At 69.6% G+C, this 25,368-nt stretch carries 23 protein-coding genes and 1 tRNA gene; 11 read left to right on the top strand and 13 right to left on the bottom strand.

The annotated features are described in order from the left end of the window. Nucleotides 1–323: 323 nt before the first annotated feature. The 3 genes from AB5J55_RS17510 to AB5J55_RS17500 all read left to right on the top strand — a co-directional run bounded on the left by AB5J55_RS17510 (nt 324) and on the right by AB5J55_RS17500 (nt 5,033). Nucleotides 324–2,129, top strand: a complete 1,806-nt coding sequence (locus AB5J55_RS17510; RefSeq protein WP_369271580.1) for a PQQ-binding-like beta-propeller repeat protein — start codon at nt 324–326, stop codon at nt 2,127–2,129. Nucleotides 2,130–2,212: 83 nt separating this feature from the next. Further along, a complete protein-coding gene (locus AB5J55_RS17505) occupies nt 2,213–4,057 on the top strand; it encodes a PQQ-binding-like beta-propeller repeat protein (protein WP_369271579.1) in 1,845 nt (614 codons plus the stop codon). A 301-nt stretch (nt 4,058–4,358) separates the two neighbouring features. Continuing rightward, the gene (locus AB5J55_RS17500) at nt 4,359–5,033 is read left to right on the top strand and encodes a LuxR C-terminal-related transcriptional regulator (RefSeq protein ID WP_369271578.1); all 675 of its coding nucleotides are present in this window, start codon (nt 4,359–4,361) and stop codon (nt 5,031–5,033) included. A gap of 409 nt (nt 5,034–5,442) precedes the next feature. Here the strand turns inward: AB5J55_RS17500 and AB5J55_RS17495 are convergent, their stop codons facing one another. Beyond that, nucleotides 5,443–5,775 (bottom strand): hypothetical protein, encoded by a 333-nt coding sequence (locus AB5J55_RS17495; protein ID WP_369271577.1) that lies wholly within the window; start codon nt 5,773–5,775, stop codon nt 5,443–5,445. Between the two features lie 20 nt (nt 5,776–5,795). Beyond that, nucleotides 5,796–7,487, bottom strand: a complete 1,692-nt coding sequence (locus AB5J55_RS17490) for a sodium:solute symporter family protein (RefSeq protein WP_369271576.1) — start codon at nt 7,485–7,487, stop codon at nt 5,796–5,798. 162 nt (nt 7,488–7,649) lie between these two features. On the opposite strand from AB5J55_RS17490, the gene galT reads away from it, so the two are divergent. The 3 genes from galT (at nt 7,650) to galK (ending at nt 10,959) form a co-directional block, all read left to right on the top strand. After that, a complete protein-coding gene (gene galT / locus AB5J55_RS17485) occupies nt 7,650–8,735 on the top strand; it encodes a galactose-1-phosphate uridylyltransferase (protein ID WP_369271575.1) in 1,086 nt (361 codons plus the stop codon). Continuing rightward, on the top strand, nt 8,732–9,694 hold the full coding sequence (gene galE, locus AB5J55_RS17480; RefSeq protein ID WP_369271574.1) for a UDP-glucose 4-epimerase GalE: 963 nt from the start codon (nt 8,732–8,734) through the stop codon (nt 9,692–9,694). The genes galT and galE overlap by 4 nt, the downstream gene beginning before the upstream one ends. 101 nt (nt 9,695–9,795) lie before the next feature. Continuing rightward, on the top strand, nt 9,796–10,959 hold the full coding sequence (galK, locus tag AB5J55_RS17475; RefSeq protein WP_369271573.1) for a galactokinase: 1,164 nt from the start codon (nt 9,796–9,798) through the stop codon (nt 10,957–10,959). A gap of 5 nt (nt 10,960–10,964) precedes the next feature. Here galK and AB5J55_RS17470 read toward each other — a convergent pair whose 3' ends face one another. Further along, entirely contained in the window at nt 10,965–11,420 is a 456-nt protein-coding gene (locus tag AB5J55_RS17470; RefSeq protein WP_369276217.1) for a GNAT family N-acetyltransferase, read from the bottom strand. A 272-nt stretch (nt 11,421–11,692) separates the two neighbouring features. Here AB5J55_RS17470 and AB5J55_RS17465 point away from each other — a divergent pair, with 272 nt between their 5' ends. Next, entirely contained in the window at nt 11,693–12,466 is a 774-nt protein-coding gene (locus AB5J55_RS17465) for a LuxR C-terminal-related transcriptional regulator (protein ID WP_369271572.1), read from the top strand. 166 nt (nt 12,467–12,632) lie between these two features. Here the strand turns inward: AB5J55_RS17465 and tamR are convergent, their stop codons facing one another. Further along, nucleotides 12,633–13,130, bottom strand: a complete 498-nt coding sequence (gene tamR / locus AB5J55_RS17460) for a MarR family transcriptional regulator TamR (RefSeq protein ID WP_059196100.1) — start codon at nt 13,128–13,130, stop codon at nt 12,633–12,635. Nucleotides 13,131–13,232: 102 nt separating this feature from the next. On the opposite strand from tamR, the gene AB5J55_RS17455 reads away from it, so the two are divergent. From AB5J55_RS17455 to AB5J55_RS17445, 3 genes are read left to right on the top strand one after another with little or no spacing between them, the layout of a single operon-like run. Then, nucleotides 13,233–14,042, top strand: coding sequence for a trans-aconitate 2-methyltransferase (locus tag AB5J55_RS17455; RefSeq protein ID WP_369271571.1), 810 nt, complete (start codon nt 13,233–13,235; stop codon nt 14,040–14,042). Then, on the top strand, nt 14,042–14,425 hold the full coding sequence (locus AB5J55_RS17450; RefSeq protein ID WP_369271570.1) for a VOC family protein: 384 nt from the start codon (nt 14,042–14,044) through the stop codon (nt 14,423–14,425). The genes AB5J55_RS17455 and AB5J55_RS17450 overlap by 1 nt, the downstream gene beginning before the upstream one ends. 59 nt (nt 14,426–14,484) lie before the next feature. Continuing rightward, on the top strand, nt 14,485–14,658 hold the full coding sequence (locus tag AB5J55_RS17445; protein WP_363039606.1) for a CsbD family protein: 174 nt from the start codon (nt 14,485–14,487) through the stop codon (nt 14,656–14,658). Nucleotides 14,659–14,738: 80 nt separating this feature from the next. Here the strand turns inward: AB5J55_RS17445 and AB5J55_RS17440 are convergent, their stop codons facing one another. Together AB5J55_RS17440 and AB5J55_RS17435 are read right to left on the bottom strand one after the other, a co-directional pair. Next, nucleotides 14,739–15,416, bottom strand: coding sequence for a TetR family transcriptional regulator (locus tag AB5J55_RS17440; protein WP_369271569.1), 678 nt, complete (start codon nt 15,414–15,416; stop codon nt 14,739–14,741). Continuing rightward, on the bottom strand, nt 15,413–16,420 hold the full coding sequence (locus AB5J55_RS17435) for an acyl-CoA desaturase (protein WP_369271568.1): 1,008 nt from the start codon (nt 16,418–16,420) through the stop codon (nt 15,413–15,415). The genes AB5J55_RS17440 and AB5J55_RS17435 overlap by 4 nt, the downstream gene beginning before the upstream one ends. A gap of 308 nt (nt 16,421–16,728) precedes the next feature. On the opposite strand from AB5J55_RS17435, the gene ppc reads away from it, so the two are divergent. Beyond that, the gene (gene ppc / locus AB5J55_RS17430; RefSeq protein ID WP_369271567.1) at nt 16,729–19,461 is read left to right on the top strand and encodes a phosphoenolpyruvate carboxylase; all 2,733 of its coding nucleotides are present in this window, start codon (nt 16,729–16,731) and stop codon (nt 19,459–19,461) included. A 74-nt stretch (nt 19,462–19,535) separates the two neighbouring features. On the opposite strand, the gene AB5J55_RS17425 is transcribed toward ppc, so the two are convergent. The 7 genes from AB5J55_RS17425 to AB5J55_RS17395 all read right to left on the bottom strand — a co-directional run bounded on the left by AB5J55_RS17425 (nt 19,536) and on the right by AB5J55_RS17395 (nt 25,123). Further along, nucleotides 19,536–20,207, bottom strand: a complete 672-nt coding sequence (locus tag AB5J55_RS17425) for an LPXTG cell wall anchor domain-containing protein (protein ID WP_369271566.1) — start codon at nt 20,205–20,207, stop codon at nt 19,536–19,538. A 136-nt stretch (nt 20,208–20,343) separates the two neighbouring features. Then, nucleotides 20,344–20,832, bottom strand: a complete 489-nt coding sequence (locus AB5J55_RS17420; protein ID WP_369271565.1) for a hypothetical protein — start codon at nt 20,830–20,832, stop codon at nt 20,344–20,346. A gap of 65 nt (nt 20,833–20,897) precedes the next feature. After that, a complete protein-coding gene (gene pth / locus AB5J55_RS17415) occupies nt 20,898–21,500 on the bottom strand; it encodes an aminoacyl-tRNA hydrolase (RefSeq protein ID WP_328427139.1) in 603 nt (200 codons plus the stop codon). 96 nt (nt 21,501–21,596) lie between these two features. Further along, nucleotides 21,597–22,196 (bottom strand): 50S ribosomal protein L25/general stress protein Ctc, encoded by a 600-nt coding sequence (locus AB5J55_RS17410; RefSeq protein WP_369271564.1) that lies wholly within the window; start codon nt 22,194–22,196, stop codon nt 21,597–21,599. 170 nt (nt 22,197–22,366) lie between these two features. Next, complete coding sequence (locus AB5J55_RS17405; RefSeq protein ID WP_369271563.1) at nt 22,367–23,347, bottom strand: ribose-phosphate diphosphokinase; 981 nt, start codon at nt 23,345–23,347, stop codon at nt 22,367–22,369. A 133-nt stretch (nt 23,348–23,480) separates the two neighbouring features. Beyond that, nucleotides 23,481–24,929 carry a bifunctional UDP-N-acetylglucosamine diphosphorylase/glucosamine-1-phosphate N-acetyltransferase GlmU gene (gene glmU / locus AB5J55_RS17400; protein ID WP_369271562.1) on the bottom strand — a complete coding sequence of 483 codons (1,449 nt, stop codon included), beginning with the start codon at nt 24,927–24,929 and terminating at the stop codon, nt 23,481–23,483. A gap of 122 nt (nt 24,930–25,051) precedes the next feature. Next, nucleotides 25,052–25,123: transfer RNA gene (locus tag AB5J55_RS17395), tRNA-Gln, on the bottom strand. Between the last annotated feature and the right edge of the window lie 245 nt (nt 25,124–25,368).

Here is a 25,368-nt window from a genome sequence, read left to right as displayed (position 1 = left end):
TGTGTCGGCTGTCGTCTGCGGCGCCGTTGTGGCTGGTCGCGCTCGCGCGGCGGTAGCCGCATATCGATGCAGTCCCGCGCCCCTTCAGGGCGCGTCCGCGCCCTTTGGCGCCCTTCCGCGCCCGCGTGAAGGGCGCGTGAAGGCGCATAACGGGGGCATCACAGGCCGGTCCTCCCTTGGGAACAGGGGGCGAGACGGCCCGGTGCACTGTCGTCGGCGGGTGATAGAAAGAGCCGTCTGAGAACAGTCTGAGAACCGTCGGTGTGGCGGAAACGCGACGGCACATGACGTGGCACCACACCGGTCACGAGGGGGAACCGCTCATGAGCCAGCCGCCCAACCAGCCGCCCCAGGGTGGTTTCGGCGCACCGCAGGACCCGCGGCAGGGCGGCTTCGGCGCCCCGCAGCCTCCGCAGGACGCGCCGCAGACCCCGCCCCCGCCGCAGGGCCCGCCGCAGACGCCGCCGCCCCCGCAGGGCCCGCCGCCCGGCGCCCCGCAGCCCGGCTACGGCTACCCGCAGCAGCAGCCGGCACAGCCGGGCCCGTACCAGTCCGGCCCGTACGCACAGCCGCAGCAGCAGCCGGGGCCGTACGGCTATCAGCAGCAGCCCGGCCCCTACGGCCAGCAGCCCGCCCAGGGTTACGGCTACCCGGGGCAGCCGCAGTACCCGGGCGCGCCCGGCGCCCCGCAGCCCGGCTCGCGCAACCCCTTCAAGGGCAAGCCCGCCCTCGCCATCGGTGCCGCGGTGGCGGCGCTGCTCGTCATCGGCGGCGGCGTGTACGCGGTGACCAGCGGCGACGACGACCCGAAGAAGCCGGTCGCCCAGGAGAGCGGCGACTCGAAGAACACCGAGTCCCCGTCCGACGACCCCGAGGGCGGCGGTGGCAGTGGCGGCGGCGCCGACCCGGAGAACCTCAACGGCGGCCGCCAGTCCGGCGACGCGAAGGTGCTCTGGTACAAGCCCGCGCCCGACGCGCCCGCCTCCGGCGCCGACGCCCCCGGCATGTGGATCACCGACAAGGCCGCGGTGAAGGCGGCGTACAAGCAGCTCTTCGCCTACAACGTCGGCGACGGCGAGGCCACTTGGGACCCGATCACCTTCCCGCAGAAAATCTGCGCGGTCACCCCGCAGAAGTCGTCCGACGACAAGATCGTCGTCGCCTACATGAGCGGCAGCAGCGACCGCGCCAAGTGCAACCAGCTCCAGCAGGTCGACCTCAACACCGGCGCCAAGGGCTGGAAGGCCTCGGTCGCCAACGGCGCGCTGTTCGACAGCACCCTCGACGTCGAACTGTCCATCACCGGCAAGACGCTGATGGTGGGCCGCTCGCAGTCCGGCACGGCGTACGACGTCAACAGCGGCAAGAAGCTGTGGGACAAGACGAGGTTCGGCGACAAGTGCTTCCCGGACGCCTTCGCGGGCGGCGACAAGCTGATCGCCGTGGCGGGCTGCGACGCCACCGGCAGCAACGAGCACGACGAGGTGCAGGAGCTCGACCCGGCGACCGGCAAGGCCAAGTGGACCTGGCAGTTCGACAAGGGGTGGAAGGTCGCGCGCGTCTTCTCCCTCGACCCGCTGGTCCTCTACAGCACCAACGAGGACAAGAAGCAGTGGAACATCTCCACGCTCGGCGACGACGGCAAGCGCCGCTCGCAGGTCGAGGTCGCTCTGGAGATCGGCGCCCAGTGCGGCTGGGCCATCCTGCAGCGTGACCTCCAGGGCTGCTCCGGTGTGGCCTCCGACGCCGACACCCTCTACATGCCGACCAAGGCGACCACCGGGGCCAACGAGATCGTCGCGATCAACCTGGCCAACGGCAAGGAGAAGTGGCGCGTCAAGTCCCCCGCCGAGGAGCCGATGCTGCCGATCAAGGTCGAGGACGGCAAGCTCATCGCGTACGTCGACCCGTCGTACGACGCGGGCGGCCAGGTCGTGTCCATCCCGGTCAGCGGCAGCAACCCCAAGCCGACGACGCTGCTGCGGAACCCGGCCGGCGCCGCGGACGTCGAGAACGGCTTCTTCTCGAAGGCGTTCGACTGGGCCGACGGGCGCTTCTACCTCTCGAGCACCCGGCTGAGCGGCAACGACGAATCCAAGGAGAAGCTGATTCTCGCCTTCGGCAAGTGAGGCGAGCGGCAGACCTTCCCTTCGCCGTCGTCCCCCAAGTCCCCGCCGTGCCCGTCGTCCCCCTCCCCTGAGGTACCCACGCCATGACCCAGCCGCCGCCTCCGCCGCCCAACCAGCCCCCGCAGGGCGGGTTCGGCCCGCCGCAGGACCAGCCGCCCCAGCAGCAGGGGGGCGGCGGCTTCGGCCCGCCGACACCGCCGCCGCCTGCGCAGACGCCGCCGCCCCCGCAGGGTCCGCCGTCCGGGGCCCAGCAGCCGGGGTACGGCTATCCGCAGGCACCCCAGGGGGGCCAGGGGGGTCAACCTCCGACTCCGCCTGCCGGGTACGGCTACCCCGGCCAGCAGCCCGCTCCGTACGGGCAGCCGCAGAACCCGTACGGCCAGCAGCAGAACCCCTACGGTCAGCCGGGCGGCTACGGCTATCCGCAGCAGACCGTGCCGATGCACCCCCAGGCCACCGGGCCGGGCGGTGGCGGGCAGCGGTCCAGCGGGCAGCTCGCCGTCATCGTGGCGGCGGCCGTCGTGGTGATCTCGCTGATCATCGGTGGCGTGCTGTACGCCAAGTCCGGTGACGAGGGCGGCAAGGACGAGACCGCCAGCTCCAGCGGCGGCACCGGTGGCGGGGACAACGGCGACGGGGGCGGCGGCGTCGACGCCCCCGACGGCACAGAGAAGGTGCCCGCCGACACCAACTCCGATGTCCTCTTCCAGGTCAAGGCGCCCGACGTGGAGGACGACACCAGCGTCGTGGTGTCCGGCTCCTGGCTGACCGACGACGCGTACGTCAAGAGCGGCGTCGCCGAGATCGTCGGCTACGACCGCGACAAGGGCACCAAGCTGTGGACCGTCAAGCTGCCGGGGCCGGTCTGCCAGGCCAGTAAGCACGTCAACGAGGACGGGCTGACGGCCGTCGCCTTCCAGCCCGACATGCCGACCAAGGAACGGCCCTCGCACGGCTGCAGCGAGGTCGCGGCGATCGACCTCGACGCCGGCAAGAAGCTGTGGACGAAGAGCACCGAGGTGGACGGCAGGCCGCTGCGCTTCGACAACCTCACCGTCAGCGGCGGCACGGTCGCCGCCGGCGGTACGAGTGGCGGGACCGCGTTCGACCTCGAGACCGGCAAGCAGTTGTGGGTGCCGAAGGCCGAGGACGGCTGCTACGACCTCGGGTACGCCGGTGGCGCGAAGCTGGTCGCCGTGCGCAAGTGCGGTTCCTACGACCAGCCTCAGCTGCACATCCAGACCATCGACCCGAAGTCCGGGAAGGTGATCTCCGAGTACAAGATGGCCGAGGGCGTCGAGTACGCGAGTGTGGTGTCCACCGAGCCGCTCGTCGTGGCCGCCGAGGCCGGGCAGTCGGACGCCATCGGCATCTCGGACGTCTTCTCCATCGACAACAAGACCGGCAAGCTGCGCATCCGTATCTCCGTGCCGGCCGACCAGTTCGCGGCCAAGTGCTCCGGCGTCACCACGATCGAGCAGTGCAAGGGCGTCGTGGTGGGCAACGACCGGCTCTACGTGGAGACCGAGCAGCACAGCAGCGGCGGGGAGCGCGGCCGGACCAACGAGATCGTCGCCTTCGACCTGACCACCGGCAAGCAGACCGGGCAGCGGGCGGACGCGGGGGACGGGTACACGATCACGCCGCTGCGGATGGACGGCGGCAACGTGATCGCGTACAAGCGGCCGCCGTACGACAAGGGCGGGCAGATCGTCAGTGTGGACGGTGGCAGCTTCAAGGAGACGAAGCTGCTGGAGAATCCGGCGGCGCGGGCGGTGCGGGATGTGGAGACGCGGATGTCTCCGGAGTACTCCGAGTTCATCTACTCGCAGGGGCATCTGTACATGTCCGCCGTATACGCGAGCGAGTTGACGAGTTCGGCCGACCCGAAGGCTCATGTGATCGCGTTCGGTACGACGGTCGAGTGAGCTGACCCCGCCGACGACCATGGCCCCGTTCCTGTTCAGGAGCGGGGCCATGTGCGTACCGTCGTACCGTCTCATCGTCCTCGAATGCGGGGAAAGCCAGAAAATCCGCCGTTCCGGGGCACTTCTCACCAGTAGGGGGAGCGGAACGTCGAACAAGCGTGTAGCTTCCGGGGGCATGAAGGGCGGGGGAGCCAGGAGGGGGCTTCTGTCCGCGCGGCCAGTGGGTATCCGTGGTGGGGCTCCGTAGTGGGCGCTGGCCGGATTCCATTGGGGGGACTGGGGGGACTTGGGGGGTTGCTCGATGGGAGTGCGGCTCATGGTGGTCGACGACCACCGATTGCTCGCGGAGGCGTTGGCCTCGGCGCTGAAGCTGAGGGGGCACCGGGTGCTGGCCGCGGCGGCGCCGGCCGCGGGGGCGGCGGAGCTGGTGATCACGCGGGCGCCTGAGGTGTGCCTGTTGGGGACGGCGACGCCCGCGGAGCCGGGGATGTTCGATCCGGTGGTGAGGATCAAGCGGGAGCGGCCGCAGGTGGCTGTGCTGGTGCTGGGGCCGGTGCCGAGTCCGCGGGGGATTGCGGCGGCGTTTGCGGCGGGGGCCTCCGGCTATGTGCGGCACGACGAGCGGATAGAGGGTGTCGAACGGGCGATCATGAAGGCCAGGGCGGGGGAGGCGGCGGTGGCGCCGCAGCTGCTGCAGGGGGCGTTCAGCGAGTTGCTCAACCCTGCCGCCCAACCGGACGACGAGGGGCAGCGGTTGCTGCAGATGCTCACGCCCCGGGAGGTCGAGGTCCTGGTGCGCGTGGCCGACGGCGAGGACACCCGCCTGATCGCGGCGGGCATGGGCATCGCACCGTCGACTGCGCGTACCCATGTCCAACGGGTGCTGATGAAGCTGGGTGTGGGGTCGCGGCTGGAGGCGGCTGCCTTGGCGGCGCGGACGGGATTGCTGGATCGGGCGGGGGAGGGCGGTGCGTGACGGGTGCGCTGCCCGCGGCGGCCTGTGGCTGTTTCGGTGGGGGTGCGCGTAGCGCCTGCAGTGCGTTGGGTGGGTCGGGGCCGTGCCGGAGGGTGTCCGTCCTCGGACCGGCGGTCCCTTGGGCCAGGAGGAACCGCGTGTTGACGTCGGCCACTGCGGGCGGACGGACACCCCCTGGCACGTCCCCTTGCCGCCGCGGGCGACTGCGGCGCCGCGGAGGTACGCCACCACCACGGCCACTGCGCCGGTCACTTTCAGCGCCGGTGGGCATCGTTCAGCCTGTCCGGCGTTTGAGGACGAGGCCCGTTCAGGGCCGAAGCGGGGGTCTGGGGGCCGCAGGCCCCCAGGTACGGGACGGGTAGGGGCGGCGGGGGCGAGGAGTTGGGGGTTGACCCCGCCGGGGGCGGCGTTACGGGGCCGGCTCGTCTTCCGGTGAGGTCTCCGGAGGAGGCGGTGCCGCAGGCCGTAGCTTCAGCCAGGTCAGGAAGAACAGGCCCAGGAGCAGCATGCCGAGGCCGGTCCAGAGGTTGATGTTGATGCCCTGGGCCTTGTCGATCGCGGCGTCGTCGTCGGTGAGGCCCGTGATCGTGACGATGACGCCGTAGAGCACGAAGAGCCCGCCGATGATGCGCCGGATGTCGAAGAGCCGGGCGGCCGTCGCGGACTTGCCCTCCAGGTCCGTGACTTGCCGCAGCAGATCCTTCTCGGAGGAGCCCGGGCGTTCGGAGTGGTGGTCGGTCATGAGTTCTCAGAGCTCCGTCGTCAGAAGGAGAACGGGATGTAGCAGGCCGCAGCGAGGACCACCGCGCCCCAGCCCAGCAACGCCGGTTTGCGATACCACGCCTCGTCCCCCGGCGCGGGCGGCTCGGCCATGCCGGGCGAGCGGGTGCCGTAGACCAGACCCTGGAGTTCCTCCGTCGGCTTGGGGGCCGTGAAGAGGGAGACGGCCACCATGACGACTCCGCCGGCCACGAAGCCCGCGATCGCGGAGACGAAGTTCGCGCCCTGGTCGGAGGGGATCGAGATGATGTCCTGCTTGTAGAGGACGAAGTAGTTGACCATCGCCGCCGTCGTACCTGCCAGCAGGCCCCAGAAGCCCGACTTCATCGACGCCCGCTTCCAGAACATGCCGACGATGAAGACCACGAACATCGGCACGTTGAAGAAGGAGAAGAGGGTCTGGAGGTAGCTCATGATGTTGGAGAACGACGACGCCAGGAACGCCGTGCCGATCGACGCCAGCACCCCGATCGCGGTGATGAGGCGGCCGAAGCGGACGTAGTAGCCGTCCTCGCGGTCCGTGACCACGTACCGCGCCCAGATGTCGGTCGTGAACACCGTGTTGAAGGAGGACACGTTCGCCGCCATGCCCGCCATGAAGGCGGCGAGGAGGCCGGTGACCGCGATGCCGAGGACGCCGTTCGGCAGCAGGCCCTCCATCAGGTACGGGATGGCGTCGTTGTACTGATAGCCCGACTCCTCGGTGCCGAAGCCGGGGACCAGGGCCGCCGCCGCGAGACCCGGGATCATCACCAGGAACACGATGAAGATCTTCGGGAACGCCGCGATGAGCGGAGTGCGCTGGGCCGCTGAGAGGTTCTTGGCCGACAGCGCCCGCTGGACCTCGGCGAAGTTCGTCGTCCAGTAGCCGAAGGACAGCACGAAACCCAGGCCCAGGACGATCGTCAGCCAGTTCGCGCCCAGCGGGTTCGCGTCGCCGATGCCGGTGCCGCCCCAGGCGGTGACGAAGTCGTCGCCGTGGGACTTGGTCAGGGTGTCCGTCAGGCCGTCCCAGCCGCCCGCCTTCTTCAGCGCCAGCACGGTGATCGGGATCAGCGCGGCCAGGATCACGAAGAACTGCAGGACCTCGTTGTAGATCGCCGACGACAGGCCGCCGAGGGTGATGTAGGCGAGGACGAAGAAGCCCGCCACGACGATCGCGACCCATTGGGGCCAGCCGAGGAGTGCCTCGACCACGATCGCCAGGGCGTAGAGGTTCACCCCGGCGATCAGGATCGCGGCGAAGGCGAACAGGATCGAACTGAGCAGGTGCGCCCCCCTGTCGAAGCGCATGAGCAGGAACTCCGGGACCGAGCGGACTTTGCTGCCGTAGTAGAAGGGCATCATCACCAGGCCGAGGAAGACCATGGCCGGGATGGCGCCGATCCAGTACCAGTGGACGGTGTAGGCGCCGTACTGCGCGCTGTTGGCGGCCATGCCGAGGATCTCGGTGGCGGCCAGGTTGGCGGAGATGAAGGCGAGGCCGGTGACCCAGGCGGGCAGGGAGCGGCCGGAGAGGAAGAAGTCGAGGCTGGTCTTCACCGAGCGGCGGGCGGCGAAGCCGATGCCCAGCACGACGACGAAGTAGATACCCAGCAGCGTGTAGTCGAGCCAGTTCGTGGGGAGCCGTAGCTCGGCGGCGAGGTAGGTGGGGGAATGTGTGGGGGTTTGCATAAGTACTCGCTTCGTTGCGCGAACCGATACAGAGCGGAACCTACGCCGCCGTGTTTCAGTAACTGAACACGTCAGATGATGGTCTTTGTTTGATTGTGATGTTGACTGAGGTGGTGAGTTGTGTTTCTCTGTGTTTAGTTATGTTTGATGGAGGAGTCCAGCGTGAAGAAGACCTCGACCCGGCTGGCCGACGGTCGTGAGCTCGTCTATTACGACCTGCGCGACGACACCGTGCGGGACGCCGTCGACCGGCGGCCGCTGGACCGGACCGTCACCACGTCCGAGGTCCGCCGGGACGTGCTGCTCGGGGACGCGGTCGCCATCGCCTCGCATCGGCAGGGGCGGACCTATCACCCGCCGGCCGACGAGTGCCCGCTGTGCCCTTCGGAGGGTGAGCGACTGAGCGAGATCCCCGACTCGTCGTACGACGTCGTGGTCTTCGAGAACCGATTCCCCTCGCTCGCCGGTGACTCCGGGCGCTGCGAGGTCGTCTGCTTCACCTCCGACCACAACGCCTCCTTCGCCGACCTCACCGAGGAGCAGGCCCGGCTGGTCCTGGACGCGTGGACCGACCGGACCTCCGAACTGTCGTCCCTGCCCTCCGTGGAGCAGGTCTTCTGCTTCGAGAACCGCGGCGCCGAGATCGGTGTCACCCTCGGCCACCCCCACGGGCAGATCTACGCCTACCCCTTCACCACCCCGCGTACCGCCCTGATGCTGCGCTCGCTGGCCGCCCACAAGGACGCCACCGGCGGGGGGAACCTCTTCGACGCCGTCCTGGAGCGTGAACTCGCCGACCGGCGGGTCGTCCTGGAGAGTGAACACTGGGCGGCCTTCGTGCCGTACGCCGCGCACTGGCCCTACGAGGTCCACCTGTACCCGAAGCGCCGGGTGCCCGATCTGCTCGCGCTCGACGAAGAGGCGCGCTCAGAGTTCCCCAAGGTTTATCTGGAACTCTTGAGGCGCTTCGACCGGATCTTCGACGGACGGGACGGAGGGGAGAACTCCGCGGGTGAGCCTCCGACGCCGTACATCGCCGCCTGGCACCAGGCGCCGTTCGGCACACTGGAGGAATTCGAGGGCGTGGTGCGTGAGGACTTCGCTCTTCACCTCGAGCTTTTCACCATCCGACGCACTTCCGGCAAGCTTAAGTTTCTCGCGGGTTCCGAGTCCGGCATGAACGTGTTCATCAACGACGTGCCGCCGGAGCGCGCGGCCGAGCGACTGCGAGAGGTAGCGAGTTCATGAGTGGGAAGTACCTGGTCACCGGTGGCGCCGGCTATGTGGGCAGCGTGGTCGCCCAGCATCTGCTGGAGGCGGGAGACGAGGTCGTCGTCCTCGACAACCTCTCGACCGGATTCCGCGAGGGCGTGCCGGCCGGGGCTTCCTTCATCGAGGGCGACATCCGCGACGCCGCCAAGTGGCTGGACTCCTCCTTCGACGCCGTGCTGCACTTCGCCGCGTTCTCGCAGGTCGGCGAGTCGGTCGTGAAGCCGGAGAAGTACTGGGACAACAACGTCGGCGGCACCATGGCGCTGCTCGGCGCGATGCGTGACGCCGGTGTGCGCAAGCTCGTCTTCTCCTCCACCGCCGCCACCTACGGCGAGCCCGAGGAGGTGCCGATCGTCGAGTCGGCCCCGACGCAGCCCACGAATCCGTACGGCGCCTCCAAGCTCGCCGTCGACCACATGATCTCCGGCGAGGCGGCGGCGCACGGCCTCGGTGCCGTGTCCCTCAGGTACTTCAACGTGGCGGGTGCCTACGGCGACTGCGGCGAGCGCCACGACCCCGAGTCGCACCTCATCCCGCTCGTCCTGCAGGTCGCCCAGGGCCGGCGCGACGCGATCTCCGTCTTCGGCGACGACTACCCGACGCCGGACGGCACCTGCGTGCGCGACTACATCCACGTCGCCGACCTCGCCGACGCCCACCTGCTGGCGCTCAAGGCCGCCGAGCCGGGCGAGCACCTCATCTGCAACCTCGGCAACGGCAACGGCTTCTCCGTCCGCGAGGTCGTCGAGACCGTCCGCCAGGTCACCGGGCACCCGATCCCCGAGGTCGTGGCCCCGCGCCGGGGCGGCGACCCGGCGGTCCTGGTCGCCTCCGCCGACACCGCCCGCGAGCGGCTCGGCTGGAACCCGTCCCGCGCGGATCTCGCGGGGATCGTCGCCGACGCGTGGGAGTTCGCCCAGCGGCGCGAAAGCTAAGTTCTACGGCCGGTCAGCACGGCCGTACGTTCTACGGCTGTTCGGCCGGTCAACTCACCGGCCGCTTCGGCCGGTTCAGCAGGGAAGGTCAGGGTCAGGGGATGAGCGTCGACACGGCAGCCGCGGTCACCGAGCGGTTCAGGGAGCTGTACGGGGCGGAGCCGGAGGGGGTGTGGGCCGCGCCGGGCCGGGTCAACCTGATCGGCGAGCACACCGACTACAACGACGGCTTCGTCATGCCGTTCGCTCTGCCGCACACCGCGGTCGCCGCGGTCTCACGGCGCACGGACGGCGCCCTGCGGCTGCACTCGGCGGACGTCGAGGGCGGCGTCGTGGAACTGCGTGTCGAGAAGCTGGAGCCCGAGTCGGACCGGAACTGGACGGCGTACCCGTCGGGTGTGGTCTGGGCGCTGCGCCAGGCCGGCCACGCGGTGACGGGCGCCGACATCCACCTGGCCTCGACGGTCCCGGCGGGCGCGGGCCTGTCGTCGTCGGCGGCGCTGGAGGTCGTCGTGGCGCTCGCCCTGAACGACCTCTATGACCTCGGCCTGAAGGGCTGGCAGCTGGCCCGCCTGTGCCAGCGCGCGGAGAACGTCTACGTCGGCGCCCCCGTCGGCATCATGGACCAGACGGCGTCCGCCTGCTGCGAGGCCGGGCACGCCCTGTTCCTCGACACCCGGGACCTCTCCCAGAAGCAGATCCCCTTCGACCTGGCTGCCGAGGGCATGCGCCTGCTCGTCGTCGACACCCAGGTCAAGCACTCCCACAGCGAGGGGGAGTACGGCAAGCGGCGCGCGGGCTGCGAGAAGGGCGCGGCGCTGCTGGGTGTGGACGCGCTCAGAGACGTGGCGTACGACGAGCTGGACGCGGCGCTCGACCGGCTCGGCGACGACGAGGAGGTGCGCCGGCTGGTGCGCCACGTCGTCACCGAGGACCAGCGCGTCGAGCAGGTCGTCGCGCTGCTGGAGTCGGGCGACACGCGCGCGATCGGCCCGGTCCTGACGGCCGGCCACGCCTCACTGCGCGACGACTTCCGCATCTCCTGCCCGGAACTGGACCTGGTCGTGGACACCGCCCTGGCGAACGGCGCCCTGGGGGCCCGCATGACCGGCGGCGGCTTCGGCGGCTCGGCGATCGTCCTGGCGGAGGCGGCCGACGTCGAGACCGTCACCAAGTCCGTCGAGGAGGCCTTCGCCGCCGCCGGGTTCACGGCGCCGCGGGTGTTCGAGGCGGTGCCGGCGGCGGGTGCGCGGCGGGTGCGCTGACACGCTCACCCCAGTCGCTTGGTGAGCGTGTACTCCGTGATCCCCGGCGGATAGTCGGGGATCACGCACACCACGTCGTACCCGCGCTTGCGATAGAACTCCGGCGCCTGGAAGTCCCATGTCTCCAGGCGTACGGCCGTGCAGGCCCGTTCGTCGCGGGCCATGCGCTCTGCAGTTGCGAGCAACTGCGAACCCAGGCGGGCACCGCGGTGGCGTTCGTCGACCCAGAGGTACGTGACATGGAGCCAGGTGGTCCAGGTGTGACCCACGAGCCCGCCGGCCACGGCACCTGAGTCGTCCAACGCCCAGACCTGGAGCGGATGTTCGCGTTCACCTGGGGTTCCGCGCAGGGCGCGCAGGATCGGGGAGGCCGCGGTGTTGGTGTCCCGCAGCCGCCGGCGGAGCAGATCCTGGCGAGACTTGTCGACTTCTGTCTCCAGACGAAACATGCGGCTCACCATAAACGCGTCGGCCAACCAGTTCTGCAAATTACCTTCCGCTCCTGCCCCCCGCCCGTACTCTGATGAGCAGCACCGGTGGGGGCCGGTGCTGATCAGGGGGCGAGACAGGTCGGGTACGACGCCCGAAGTGGGGGTAGCAGTTCTTGCACGGCGGCGGCCGTGCGGCCATCCACGCTTCGGGCGCCGTGCCCGCGACGGTGTTCGTCTCCCGGTGTCGTCCTCATGACGATGGGGTATCCCCTGCTCTTCGGGAGCTTGGGGAAGGGGGTTTCGTGGTTCGCATCCGAGTCCTGGTCGTCGACGACCATCGCATCTTCGCCGAGTCACTCGCCGCCGCGCTGGCGGCCGAGCCCGATGTCGACGTCTCCGCCGCCGGCAGCGGTCCGGCCGCGCTGCGCAGCCTGGAGCGCGCGGCCGCCGAGGGGCGCCGGTACGACGTGCTGCTCGTCGACGCCGACCTGGGCGGCAACGCGCCGGGCATACGGCCGGCCGTACCCGTTCAGGAGGTGGGCGAGGACGGGCTCGTCGACGGCATCTCGCTGGTCGTCGGCGTCCGTTCCGCGCAGCCGGCCGTACGGATCGTCGTCCTCGCCGAGAAGGACGATCCGCGCCGGGCCGCGCTCGCCCTGCAGGCCGGCGCCTCCGGGTGGGTCGCCAAGGACTGCTCGCTGTCCCGGCTGCTCACCGTCATCCGCGGGGTGCTGCGCGACGAGACACATCTGCCGCCCGCCCTGCTCACAGGGGTTCTGCGGGAGCTGACGGCCGCGCGCAAGCACCGCACCGAGAGCGAACGGCTGGTGGAGTCGCTGACCCCGCGCGAGCGGGAAGTGCTTCGGTGCATGGTGGCAGGGCTGGGGCGCAAGGCCGTCGCCGAGCGCCTGTATCTCTCGCCGCACACCGTCCGCACCCATATGCAGAACGTCCTGGGCAAGCTGGGCGTCCACTCCACACTGGCCGCGGTGGCGCTCGCGCGACGGGCGGGGGTCGGTCCGGTCGACTTGGGACCAGCCGCCCGAATCCTGCCGGAGGAAAGCAGCAGCGCCTGATCAACGCCGCCGAGCGGCGACACCCTCAAGGGGCGCGGGGCTGTGCCTATGTGCGGCTACCGCCGCGTGCGCGCGACCAGCCACGACGGCGCCGCAGACAACCAAAGACAACCAACGACACAACCCTGCACTACCCATCCGGCTCTCCCAGCGGAGCGCCCAGCGCCTAGCCAGGGATGTTGTCGAACGGCGCCGTCAGCTGCCGCAGCAACCCGGCCAGTTCACCCCGCTGTGCCCGCGACAGCTCCGCAAGGATCGCCCGCTCCTGGTCCAGCAGCCCGGCGAGCGCCTGGTCCGCCCGGTCGCGGCCCTCGTCCGTGAGGCGGACCAGCACTCCGCGCCGGTCGCTGGGGTCGGGGAGGCGCTCCACCAGGCCCTTCTTGGCGAGCCGGTCGATGCGGTTCGTCATCGTGCCCGAGGTGACCAGGGTCTGCGTCAGCAACTGCCCCGGGGAGAGCTGATACGGCGTCCCCGCGCGCCTGAGCGCGGTCAGCACGTCGAACTCCCAGGGCTCCAGGCTGTGCTCGGAGAAGGCCAGCCGGCGTGCGCGGTCCAGATGCCGGGCCAGTCTGCTCACCCGGCTGAGCACCTCGAGCGGTTCCACGTCGAGGTCCGGGCGCTCCCGGCGCCATGCTGCGACCAGCCGATCGACCTCGTCCTCCATGACGATCAGTGTAGTGGTTGTGTCGACGTGAAGTCTCTTGACGTCAAGATACTTGAGGGGCAGGCTGGAGAGCGACAGAAGCGACAGACAGGAGACGCCGCGATGTCCGCTGCCGTCACCCCCACCTGGGATCCCGGCCAGTATCTGCGCCACGCCGACCACCGCGCCCGCCCCTTCACCGACCTCCTCGCCCGCATCCCCGACCTCCCGGGCGACCGGCCGCGCATCGCCGACCTCGGCTGCGGCCCCGGCAACGTCACCGCTGTGCTCGCCGAGCGCTGGCCCACCGCGCACATCACCGGCCACGACAACTCCGACGAGATGCTCGACAAGGCCCACGTCGACCACGAAGGGCCGACAGCCGGTGGAGGCCGCCTCGACTTCGCCCACGCCGACGTGCGGACGTGGACGCCCGAAGAGCCGTACGACCTGATCATCAGCAACGCCACACTGCAGTGGGTGCCGGGGCACGCGGACCGCTTCGGCGAGTGGGTGCGGGGCCTGCGCCCCGGGGGCACCTTCGCGTTCCAGGTCCCCGGCAACTTCGACGCCCCGAGCCACCGCCTGATGCGCGACCTCGCCCGCCGTCACGGCCTCACCGACACCCTGCGCCACACCGACGCCGTCCTCACCCCGCAGGACTACCTCGCCCGCCTGACCGGCCTGGGCTGCACGGCCGACGTGTGGGAGACGACGTACATCCATCTCCTCACCGGCGACGACCCCGTCCTCGACTGGGTGAAGGGCACCGGACTGCGTCCCGTCCTGACAGCCCTCGCCGACGCCCCCGACCAGCGGGAAGCCTTCCTGCACGACTACCGGGCGGCCCTGCGCGAGGCCTATCCGCCCGGCGCCCACGGCACACCCTTCCCGTTCCGGCGGATCTTCGCCGTGGCACGCAGGGGAGCGTGATGATCGCCGCCGTCGACCATGTCCAGCTCGCGGCGCCGCCCGGCTCGGAGGAGCGGCTGCGGGCGTACTACGCGGGCGTCCTCGGGATGACCGAGATCCCCAAGCCGCCCGTGCTCGCCGCGCGCGGAGGCTGCTGGTTCCAGACGGGACCCGTACAGCTGCACCTCGGTATCGAGACGGACTTCCGGCCGGCCAGGAAGGCCCACCCCGGGCTGCGGGTCACCGGCATCGAGGCGTACGCCGCCCGGCTGGCGGCCCGGGGAGCGGCCGTGACCTGGGACGAGGACCTGCCGGGGCACCGCCGGTTCTACTCGTACGACCCGGTGGGGAACCGGCTGGAGTTCCTGGAGCCGATCGCCGCGAGGCCGGGGGCCCCTGTTTGAGGGCCGTGGGGCGGGTCACCCGGGGTGCAACAGACGTCGACCTTGCGGGAGTGAGAAACGTGGCGAAGGAAGAGAAGACCCGTGCCAAGAAGGAACAGCTCAAGGGCAAGGCCAAGGAAGCGATGGGTCGCATGGCCGGCAACGAGCGGATGACCGCCGAAGGCAAGGCCGACCAGATGAAGGGCGACGCGCGCCAGGCGAAGGAGAAGGGGAAGGACACCTTCAAGCACTGAGCATGTCAGGCACGTCAGGTACTGAGCACGTCAGGCACTGAGCGCGTCCGAGCGCTCAGCGCGCCGGCTCCGTGGAGCTGTCAGCTCTTGCGGTGCCCAATCAGCCGCGGCTTCGGCTCCAGCCCGTCCAGTCCGTGCCACGCCAGATTCACCAGGTGGGCGGCCACCTCCGCCTTCTTCGGGCGGCGGACGTCCAGCCACCACTGGCCGGTCAGGGCGACCATCCCGACCAGGGCCTGCGCATACAGCGGGGCCAGCTTGGAGTCGAAGCCGCGGTTCTTGAACTCGCGGCCCAGGATGTCCTCCACCTGGGTCGCGATGTCAGAGATCAGCGACGCGAACGAACCCGTCGACTGGGGGATGGGCGAGTCACGGACCAGGATGCGGAAGCCGTCCGTGTACTCCTCGATGTAGTCCAGGAGAGCGAACGCCGCCTGCTCGCACAGCTCACGCGGGTGCCCGGCCGTCAGCGAGCTGGTCACCATGTCCAGCAGCCGCCGCATCTCGCGGTCCACCACCACCGCGTACAGCCCCTCCTTGCCGCCGAAGTGCTCGTACACCACCGGCTTGGACACCCCGGCCTTCGCCGCGATCTCCTCCACCGACGTGCCCTCGAAGCCCTTCGCGGCGAACAGGGTCCGACCGATCTCCAGCAGCTGCTGGCGGCGCTCCGCACCGGTCATCCGGGTACGGCGCGTCCGCCGCTGCTTCTCATTGCCGGGGTTATTGCCGGAGTCGGTCGCCACGGCGTCAATCATGCCGCCTTTACGGGTTCCTTCCGGCGCCGGGAGCCGCCTTCCCCGGTGTTCCGGCGCGAATCGATACGCGAGCGTGACGGCCAGCGCACGTCGTAGGCCAGGCCGAGCTGCTCGCACCAGCGGATGATTCGCGCCGAGGAGTCGATCTGCCCGCGCTCCACACCGTGCCGCGCCGACGTCGGGTCCGCGTGGTGCAGGTTGTGCCAGGACTCACCGCAGGACAGGACCGCCAGCCACCACACGTTGCCGGACATGTCACGCGACTTGAACGGGCGCTTGCCCACCGCGTGGCAGATCGAGTTGATCGACCACGTCACGTGGTGCAGCAGCGCCACCCGCACGAGCGAGCCCCAGAAGAAGCCCGTGAACGCGCCCCACCAGGACATCGTCACCAGACCGCCGATCAGGGCGGGCAGTGCCAGCGACAGAATCGTCCAGTAGATGAACTGACGGGAGATCGTCCGGATCGCCGTGTCCTTGATCAGATCCGGCGCGTACTTCTCCTGAGATGTGCGCTCCTCGTCGAACATCCAGCCGATGTGCGCCCACCACAGGCCCTTCATCAGAGCCGGGACGGTCTCGCCGTAACGCCACGGGGAGTGCGGGTCACCCTCCGCGTCGGAGAACTTGTGGTGCTTGCGGTGGTCCGCGACCCAGCGGACCAGCGGGCCCTCCACCGCCATCGAGCCGGCGATGGCGAGAGCGATGCGCAGTGGGCGCTTCGCCTTGAAGGAGCCGTGGGTGAAGTAGCGGTGGTAGCCGATCGTGACGCCGTGGCAGGCGAAGAAGTAGAAGAAGACCAGCAGACCGAGGTCGAGCCAGCTCACGCCCCAGCCCCAGGCCAGCGGCACCGCGGCGGCGAGCGCCAGGAACGGGACGACGATGAAGAGGAGGAGCGCGAACTGCTCGAGCGATCCCTTCTTCTCACCGCCGAGCGTGGCAGAGGGAGTGGTGTCGTCGTTCGCCTTCGGGGCGTCTTCGATCACATCGGAGCTCGTGGTCATGGGCGTCCCCTGTGGGGTCGAGGGTTGTGGCAGGTGCCGGGGTCGCAGGAACTGTTCCCAGGTTCCGTTACATCGGTCCCTACGGCTACGTAACCTACGGCGTCGTAAGTATGGCAGTGCGTCGCCCGGCGGCAAGAGCCCGACAGTCTGCGCGTCCTCATGGACACCTATCCTTGGAGTCGGTCGGACAGCGCGGTCCGCTCTGAATTCTTCCCGGATGCCAGGAGCCGTATGCGGCCCCCGCCGCGCGGCCCCCGGGCGCCGAGTTCCCTCCCGGACGAGCTTCAACACTGCAAGGAGCCGCACCTGTGAGCAGTGCCGACGACCAGACCACGACGACCAGCAGTGAGCTGCGTGCCGACATCCGCCGACTGGGTGACCTCCTGGGGGAGAGCCTCGTCCGGCAGGAAGGCCCCGAGCTCCTCGACCTCGTCGAAAAGGTCCGCCGCCTCACCCGCGAGGACGGCGAGGCCGCCGCCGAACTGCTGCGTGGCACGGAGCTGGACACCGCGGCCAAGCTGGTCCGCGCCTTCTCCACCTACTTCCACCTGGCCAACGTCACCGAGCAGGTCCACCGCGGCCGTGAGCTGCGTGCCCGCCGCGCCGCCGAGGGCGGCCTCCTCGCCCGTACGGCCGACCGCCTCAAGGACGCCGACCCCGAGCACCTGCGCCAGACCATCCAGCACCTCAACGTGCGCCCCGTCTTCACCGCGCACCCCACCGAGGCCGCCCGCCGCTCCGTCCTCAACAAGCTCCGGCGTGTCGCCGCGCTCCTGGAGACCCCCGTGCTCGAAGGGGACCGGCGCCGGCACGACACCCGACTGGCCGAGAACATCGACCTCGTTTGGCAGACGGACGAGCTGCGCGTCGTGCGCCCCGAGCCCGCCGACGAGGCCCGCAACGCCATCTACTACCTCGACGAGCTGCACGCCGGCGCCGTCGGCGATGTCCTGGAGGACCTCACCGCGGAGCTGGAGCGCGTCGGCCACAAGCTCCCCGACGCCACGCGCCCCCTCACCTTCGGCACCTGGATCGGCGGCGACCGCGACGGCAACCCCAACGTCACCCCCCAGGTGACCTGGGACGTCCTCATCCTCCAGCACGAGCACGGCATCAACGACGCCCTGGAGATGATCGACGAGCTGCGCGGCTTCCTGTCGAACTCCATCCGCTACACCGGCGCCACCGAGGACCTGCTGACCTCCCTCCAGACCGACCTGGAGAACCTCCCCGAGATCAGCCCCCGCTACAAGCGCCTCAACGCCGAGGAGCCCTACCGGCTCAAGGCCACCTGCATCCGGCAGAAGCTGGAGAACACCAAGCAGCGCCTCGCCAAGGGCATCCCGCACGAGGCCGGCCGCGACTACCTCGGCACCGGCGAGCTCCTGCACGACCTGAAGCTGATCCAGACCTCGCTCAGGGAGAACCGCGGCGGCCTCTTCGCCGAGGGCCGCATGAACCGGACCATCCGCACCCTGTCCGCGTTCGGCCTCCAGCTCGCCACCATGGACGTACGCGAACACGCCGACGCCCACCACCACGCCCTCGGCCAGCTCTTCGACCGCCTCGGCGAGGAGTCCTGGCGCTACGCCGACATGCCCCGCGACTACCGCGCCAAGCTGCTGGCCAAGGAACTGCGCTCGCGCCGCCCCCTCGCCCCCACCCCGGCACCCGTGGACGCGGCGGGCGAGAAGACCCTCGGCGTGTTCCAGACCGTCAAGCGGGCCCTCGAGGTCTTCGGACCCGAGGTCATCGAGTCGTACATCATCTCCATGTGCCAGGGCGCCGACGACGTCTTCGCGGCGAGCGTGCTCGCCCGCGAGGCCGGCCTGATCGACCTGCACGCGGGCTGGGCCAAGATCGGCATCGTGCCGCTCCTGGAGACCACGGACGAGCTCAAGGCGGCCGACACGATCCTGGAGGACATGCTCTCCGACCCGTCGTACCGGCGCCTCGTCGCCCTGCGCGGCGACGTCCAGGAGGTCATGCTCGGCTACTCCGACTCCTCCAAGTTCGGCGGCATCACCACCTCGCAGTGGGAGATCCACCGCGCCCAGCGCCGCCTGCGTGACGTCGCCCACCGCTACGGCGTCCGCCTGCGCCTCTTCCACGGCCGCGGCGGCACCGTCGGCCGCGGCGGCGGCCCTTCCCACGACGCGATCCTCGCCCAGCCCTGGGGCACCCTCGAAGGCGAGATCAAGGTCACCGAGCAGGGCGAGGTGATCAGCGACAAGTACCTGGTGCCGTCACTGGCCCGGGAGAACCTGGAACTGACCGTCGCGGCCACCCTGCAGGCCTCCGCCCTGCACACCGCGCCGCGCCAGTCCGACGAGGCTCTCGCCCGCTGGGACGCCGCCATGGACGTGGCGAGCGACGCGGCCCACGCCGCCTACCGCAAGCTCGTCGAGGACCCGGACCTGCCGTCCTACTTCCTCGCGTCGACGCCGGTGGACCAGCTCGCCGACCTGCACCTCGGCTCGCGGCCCTCCCGCCGCCCCGGCTCGGGCGTCTCGCTCGACGGACTGCGCGCCATCCCGTGGGTCTTCGGCTGGACCCAGTCCCGGCAGATCGTGCCCGGCTGGTTCGGTGTCGGCTCCGGCCTGAAGGCGCTGCGCGAGGCGGGCCTGGACACCGTGCTCGACGAGATGCACGAGCAGTGGCACTTCTTCCGCAACTTCATCTCCAACGTGGAGATGACCCTCGCCAAGACCGACCTGCGGATCGCCGCCCACTACGTCGACACCCTCGTGCCGGACGACCTCAAGCACGTCTTCGACACCATCCGCGCCGAGCACGAACTCACCGTCGCCGAGGTCCTGAAGATCACCGGCGAGAAGGAACTCCTCGACGCCGCCCCGGTCCTCAAGCAGACCTTCACCATCCGCGACGCCTACCTGGACCCGATCTCCTACCTCCAGGTCACCCTGCTCAAGCGCCAGCGCGACGCGGCGGCCGCCGGCGCCGAGCCCGACCCGCTCCTCGCCCGCGCCCTGCTGCTCACCGTCAACGGCGTGGCGGCAGGCCTGCGCAACACCGGCTGAGCGCCCCCGCACATGACAGTGCCCCCGTGCTTCGTACGAGCACGGGGGCACCGTTCGTTTCACCGCCGTGGCGGTCAGGCCCTGCGACGCCGGAACACCATGTACCCGCCCGCACCCAGCAGCGCCGCGGCGGCCGCGGACAGCAGGCCCACCGGCGCGCCGTTCCCGGTCTCGGCGAGGTCGCCCTCGGCGCCGCCCTGCGGAGACGGGGACGACGACGGGGCGGCAGCCGGTTCGGTCGAGTCGCCCGGGGTGCCGGGATCGGACTCGGTGCCGGACGGTGCGGTGGACGACGGGGCGGACGGCGTGGGCGTGCTGCCGCCGCCCTGCTCCTCGTCCTCGCAGTCCGTCCAGAACACCTTGTGCTTGGCGGACCCCTTCTCGCCCTCGAAGTTCCAGAACAGCTTGTAGTGCCCGTCGGGCAGCGTCATGTCGCCGGTCCGGCCATGACCCTCGCCGTCCAGGGTGATCGCACCTGACTTCACGGTCTCGCCCTTGACGGCGGCCGTCGGGGCCCAGGCCTCGATGTGCCAGGAGACCTGCTGGACGCTGTCGAAACCGAAGGCGTCCACGTAGAACTCGCACACGTGCGGCTCGTTCTTGCGCAGTTCCTCGCCAGTGGAGGCGTCATGGATCTTGACGGTCCCGTTGTCGCCGGGAGCTGTGGCGTGGGCGGCGGCCGGAGCGGACAGCAAGGCGGCCGCGGCGACGGCGGACAGGGCACCGACGCGGTTGAGGGTACGCATGAGGCAGTAGTCCATCTTCGAGAAGGAACGGGAAGATGTGGAGGGGGCGGCTCAGCATCCAGCCCGCGCTGACCTCTGGTCAATCACGGACAGACAACACTCAGATCCTCCACAGACATGGAGAACGGCACACACCTCAGACCGTCACGAACGCCGCCGTAAGCAGCGCGACCCCCGACCCCGCCATCGCCCACGCCAGGCGCGTGCGCCGCAGCCCGCCCGCGACGACGACCGAGGCCAGCAGCAGCGCGCCGCCCAGCGGCACCCAGGAGTACAGGATCCCCGCGGGCCCGGACCGCACGACGGTGTCACCACTCGGCTTGATCACGACCGTGTACGTCTGCCCCTTGCGCACGGCCACGTTCTTCTCGATGACGACCGACCTGCGCGGCTGCGACCCCGCCGAGATCGGCGTGTACGGCCCGGTGCAGGAGTCCGCACCACACCGGGTCACCTCGATCGTGCCGCTCTCCCGGCCCTTCGTGAGCATCACATGCTGCGCGCTGCCCCACGACGCCCACACACCCGCGATCAGGATCAGCACCGCGACCGTACCCATCGCCGCGAGCCGTCCGAACCGCAGCGCGGTGAAAGCGCCCTGACTGGAGACAACGGCAGAAGGCATGGCCGCGATCCTTGGCCATGCCCCTACTGCCGGTCAACCTGGGCCCGTTCGGGTGGGCGGACAAGTCAGGAGTTGTACGTGCTTTGCGCTCGCTCCAGCCCCTCGATCACCAGAGCCTCCACCGCATCCGACGCCCGGTCCACGAAGTAGTCCAGCTCCTTGCGCTCCGCCGCCGAGAAATCCTTCAGCACGAAGTCCGCGACCGGCATGCGCCCCGGCGGCCGCCCGATACCGAACCGCACCCGGTGGTACTCCGAACCCATCGCCTTGGTCATCGACTTGAGCCCGTTGTGCCCGTTGTCCCCGCCGCCCAGCTTCAACCGCAGCGTGCCGAAGTCGATGTCCAACTCGTCATGAACCGCGACGATATTGCCCACCGGCACCTTGTAGAAATCCCGAAGAGCGTTCAGCGGACCGCCGGAGAGATTCATGTACGACATCGGCTTCGCCACGATCACCCGCCGGTTCAACGGCCCCGGCGGCCCGATCCGTCCCTCGACGACCTGTGCCTGAGCCCGGCCGGCCCGCTTGAACTTCCCGCCGATCCGCTCGGCCAGCAGATCCACCACCATGAACCCGACGTTGTGCCGGTTCCTGGCGTACTCCGGTCCGGGATTGCCGAGGCCGGCGATCAGCCAAGGGGCGCTCGGGTCGGTCGTCACGTCCATGTCTCCTTGATACGCGCCAGCCGCTGCCCCCATCGGGAACAGCGGCTGACGAACCGATGACAGAGCCGAGGATCACGCCTCTGCCAGAGCTGAGGATCAGGCCTCGGCGACTTCCTCGCCCTCGGCGGCCTCTTCGCCCTCCGGGGCCTCCTCGGCCTGTGCGGCCAGGACCTGAAGGACGACAGCGTCCTCCTCGACGGCCAGCGTGGTGCCCTTGGGCAGCTTGATGTCCTTCGCCAGGATGGAGGCGCCGGCCTCCAGGCCCTCCACGGACACGGTGACGGCCTCGGGGATGTGCGTGGCCTCGGCCTCGACCGGCAGCGCGTTCAGCACGTGCTCCAGCAGGTTGCCACCCGGGGCCAGCTCGCCCTCGGCGTGGACGGGGACCTCGACGGTGACCTTCTCGCCGCGCTTCACCAGCAGCAGGTCGACGTGCTCCAGGAAGCCCTTCAGCGGGTCACGCTGAACAGCCTTCGGGATCGCCAGCTCGTTGGTCTTGCCGTCGATGTCCAGAGCGATCAGGACGTTCGGCGTACGCAGGGCGAGCAGCAGGTCGTGACCCGGGAGGGTCAGGTGCAGCGGGTCGGTGCCGTGGCCGTACAGGACACCCGGAACCTTCGCGTCACGACGGATACGACGGGCGGCACCCTTACCGAACTCGGTGCGGGTCGCGGCAGAGATCTTGACCTCGGACATGATCACTCCTCGTAGAACTAGAGACGGACGTGGTCACCCGGCCACGAACGGCCTGCTACGAAGAGCGCGTCGATAACGGATCGCCGACACCTGCGCGAACAGGTACGGCCTCCCTCGCCGAGCAACTGAAGCAGTCTACTCGGACCGGGAGGCCGTTCCCAAAAGGATCTTTACTGCTCGTCGAACAGACTCGTCACCGAGCCGTCCTCGAACACCTCACGCACCGCACTGGCAATCGTCGGCGCGATCGACAGCACCGTCAGCTTGTCCAGATCACGGCTCAGCTCACCCGGCGTCGGCAGCGTGTTCGTGAACACGAACTCGCTCACCCGGGAGTTCTTCAGCCGGTCCGCCGCCGGACCCGACAGCACACCGTGCGTCGCCGTCACGATGACGTCCTCGGCGCCGTGCGCGAACAGCGCGTCGGCCGCGGCACAGATCGTCCCACCGGTGTCGATCATGTCGTCGACCAGCACGCACACCCGGCCCTTGACCTCACCCACGACCTCGTGGACGGTCACCTGGTTCGCCACGTCCTTGTCGCGACGCTTGTGCACGATCGCGAGCGGCGCACCCAGCCGGTCGCACCACCGGTCGGCCACCCGCACACGCCCCGCGTCGGGAGACACGACCGTCAGCTTCTCCCGGTCCACCTTCCGGCCCACGTAGTCCGCGAGAAGCGGCAGGGCGAAGAGGTGGTCGACAGGGCCGTCGAAGAAGCCCTGGATCTGGTCCGTGTGCAGATCCACGGTCAGGAGGCGGTCCGCACCCGCCGTCTTCATCAGATCCGCGATCAGACGCGCCGAAATCGGTTCACGCCCACGGTGCTTCTTGTCCTGACGTGCATAACCGTAGAACGGCACAATCACGGTGATGGAGCGCGCCGACGCACGCTTCAGTGCGTCGATCATGATCAGCTGCTCCATGATCCACTGATTGATCGGAGCCGTGTGGCTCTGGATCACAAAGCAGTCCGCACCACGCGCCGACTCCTGATAGCGAACGTAGATCTCACCGTTCGCGAAGTCGAAGGCCTTCGTCGGGACAACCCCGACACCCAGCTGCTGGGCGACCTCCTCGGCAAGCTCGGGGTGGGCGCGGCCGGAGAAGAACATCAACTTCTTCTCGCCGGTCGTCTTGATCCCGGTCACAGCACTGTCTCCTCAGAGGTGTCTCAGCTGCCTGTAGAGCGACCTCGGCTGGGCATGGTGGAGGCCGTCTCAGCTGGTGGGGTGCGGGTGTGCACTTATCACGGTACGCCGTGTTTGACGCAGCCGTTTCCGGTCAGCCCTCTCCGTCCTCCTGGCGAGACGCCGCCTCAGCCGCCTTCGCGGCCGCACTGCCCGGACGCTTGCGGGCCACCCAACCCTCGATATTCCGCTGCTGACCGCGGGCCACAGCCAGCGAACCGGGCGGCACGTCCTTCGTGATCACGGACCCGGCCGCCGTATAGGCACCGTCCCCGACCGTGACAGGCGCCACAAACATGTTGTCCGAGCCGGTACGGCAGTGCGAGCCGACCGTCGTGTGGTGTTTGTCCTGTCCGTCGTAGTTCACGAAGACACTCGCGGCACCGATGTTCGTGTACTCGCCGATGGTCGCGTCACCGACGTAAGAGAGGTGAGGCACCTTCGTCCCCTCACCGATCGAGGCGTTCTTCGTCTCGACGTACGTGCCGATCTTGCCCTTCGCGCCCAGCCGCGTCCCCGGCCGCAAGTACGCAAACGGCCCCACCGTCGCGTTCGCGCCCACATGCGCACCCTCGGCCACCGTGTTGTCCACACGGGCACCCGCATCGACACGCGTGTCCTTCAGCCGGCTGTTGGGGCCGACCTCCGCGCCCTCGCCGAGATGGGTGGAGCCCTGCAGCTGCGTACCCGGCAGGACGACGGCATCCTGCTCGAACGTGACGGTCACATCGACCCAGGTCGTCGCAGGGTCGACCACGGTGACGCCGGCGAGCATCGCGTCGGCCAGCAGCCGGTCGTTGAGGATCCGGCGGGCCTCGGACAGCTGCACCCGGTTGTTGATCCCGGCGATCTCGCGGTGATCGCCGGCCACGGAGGCGCCGACCCGGTGACCGGCCTCGCGCAGAATCCCGAGCACGTCGGTCAGGTACTCCTCGCCCTGCGAGTTGTCCGTGCGGACCTTCCCGAGGGCGTCGGCCAGCAGCTGCCCGTCGAAGGCGAACACACCCGAGTTGATCTCCCGGATCGCCCGCTGCGACTCACTCGCGTCCTTGTGCTCCACGATGGCCGTCACGGCACCCGAGGCGCCGTCGCGCACGATCCGCCCGTACCCGGTCGCGTCCGGGACCTCGGCGGTCAGCACCGTCACGGCGTTGCTGTCGGCGGAGTGGGTTGCGGCGAGGTGGGTCAGGGTCTCGCCGGTCAGCAAGGGAGTGTCGCCGCAGACGACCACCACGGTCCCGTCGACGGCCCCGCCGAGCTCCTCCAGGGCCATCCGTACGGCGTGCCCGGTGCCGTTCTGCTCCGCCTGCACGGCGGTGCGTACGCCGGGGTCGATCTCACCGAGGTGCGCGGAGACCTTCTCGCGGGCGTGCCCCACGACCACGACCAGGTTCTCGGGCTGCAACTCACGCGCGGCGGCGAGCACATGACCCACGAGGCTGCGTCCGCAGAGCTCGTGCAGGACCTTCGGTGTGGCCGACTTCATACGGGTGCCCTCACCCGCTGCGAGAACGACGACGGCTGCCGGGCGAATGGCGCTCACGGGATGCCCTTCGGCTGTGGAGGGGGTGGGGTGACATCCGCAGGATACCGGGGTGTTTCGTGGGGGACATGGGAGCGGGCCCTGACTGAGCTGTCACAGTCAGGGCCCGAACCGAGCATGTGCTCCCCCGCCAGGACTCGAACCCGGACAGATGGCACCAAAAGCCACAGTGCTGCCAATTACACCACGGGGGAATTGACTCGACTGGACCGGACGCTTGGTCAGGTCGCCGAGTCGGCACCCAACACTATGCCGTACCGGGCGCCTTCCACGCGACGGTACAGGTCGGCACGGCGATCGCCGGCGCTGTCGGGGCGGCGTCTGCGGCCGGCTTCGCAGTTCGAGGGATATCGGGTTGTTTCGCTTACGCCCGGTCACGGAGTGTGGTGTGGCCCAGTCCCCAAAAGTCGCCGGAAAACCACGGTTGCCCGCCCGTAGG

The organism is Streptomyces sp. R11, from assembly GCF_041051905.1.
In the GTDB taxonomy this organism is placed as follows: Bacteria; Actinomycetota; Actinomycetes; order Streptomycetales; family Streptomycetaceae; genus Streptomyces.
Note: the sequence above shows the minus strand (reverse complement) of the source record. Positions and strands in the feature narration are given on the sequence as shown.

Excerpts from the sequence above, each read along its gene's own strand:
- AB5J55_RS17510 (WP_369271580.1), top strand. The coding sequence starts at position 324 with ATGAGCCAGCCGCCCAACCAGCCGCCCCAGGGTGGTTTCGGCGCACCG.
- AB5J55_RS17505 (WP_369271579.1), top strand. The coding sequence starts at position 2,213 with ATGACCCAGCCGCCGCCTCCGCCGCCCAACCAGCCCCCGCAGGGCGGG.
- AB5J55_RS17500 (WP_369271578.1), top strand. The coding sequence starts at position 4,359 with ATGGGAGTGCGGCTCATGGTGGTCGACGACCACCGATTGCTCGCGGAG.
- AB5J55_RS17495 (WP_369271577.1), bottom strand. The coding sequence starts at position 5,775 with ATGACCGACCACCACTCCGAACGCCCGGGCTCCTCCGAGAAGGATCTG.
- AB5J55_RS17490 (WP_369271576.1), bottom strand. The coding sequence starts at position 7,487 with ATGCAAACCCCCACACATTCCCCCACCTACCTCGCCGCCGAGCTACGG.
- galE (WP_369271574.1), top strand. The coding sequence starts at position 8,732 with ATGAGTGGGAAGTACCTGGTCACCGGTGGCGCCGGCTATGTGGGCAGC.
- galK (WP_369271573.1), top strand. The coding sequence starts at position 9,796 with ATGAGCGTCGACACGGCAGCCGCGGTCACCGAGCGGTTCAGGGAGCTG.
- AB5J55_RS17470 (WP_369276217.1), bottom strand. The coding sequence starts at position 11,420 with ATGGTGAGCCGCATGTTTCGTCTGGAGACAGAAGTCGACAAGTCTCGC.
- tamR (WP_059196100.1), bottom strand. The coding sequence starts at position 13,130 with ATGGAGGACGAGGTCGATCGGCTGGTCGCAGCATGGCGCCGGGAGCGC.
- AB5J55_RS17455 (WP_369271571.1), top strand. The coding sequence starts at position 13,233 with ATGTCCGCTGCCGTCACCCCCACCTGGGATCCCGGCCAGTATCTGCGC.
- AB5J55_RS17450 (WP_369271570.1), top strand. The coding sequence starts at position 14,042 with ATGATCGCCGCCGTCGACCATGTCCAGCTCGCGGCGCCGCCCGGCTCG.
- AB5J55_RS17440 (WP_369271569.1), bottom strand. The coding sequence starts at position 15,416 with ATGATTGACGCCGTGGCGACCGACTCCGGCAATAACCCCGGCAATGAG.
- AB5J55_RS17435 (WP_369271568.1), bottom strand. The coding sequence starts at position 16,420 with ATGACCACGAGCTCCGATGTGATCGAAGACGCCCCGAAGGCGAACGAC.
- AB5J55_RS17425 (WP_369271566.1), bottom strand. The coding sequence starts at position 20,207 with ATGCGTACCCTCAACCGCGTCGGTGCCCTGTCCGCCGTCGCCGCGGCC.
- AB5J55_RS17420 (WP_369271565.1), bottom strand. The coding sequence starts at position 20,832 with ATGCCTTCTGCCGTTGTCTCCAGTCAGGGCGCTTTCACCGCGCTGCGG.
- pth (WP_328427139.1), bottom strand. The coding sequence starts at position 21,500 with ATGGACGTGACGACCGACCCGAGCGCCCCTTGGCTGATCGCCGGCCTC.
- AB5J55_RS17410 (WP_369271564.1), bottom strand. The coding sequence starts at position 22,196 with ATGTCCGAGGTCAAGATCTCTGCCGCGACCCGCACCGAGTTCGGTAAG.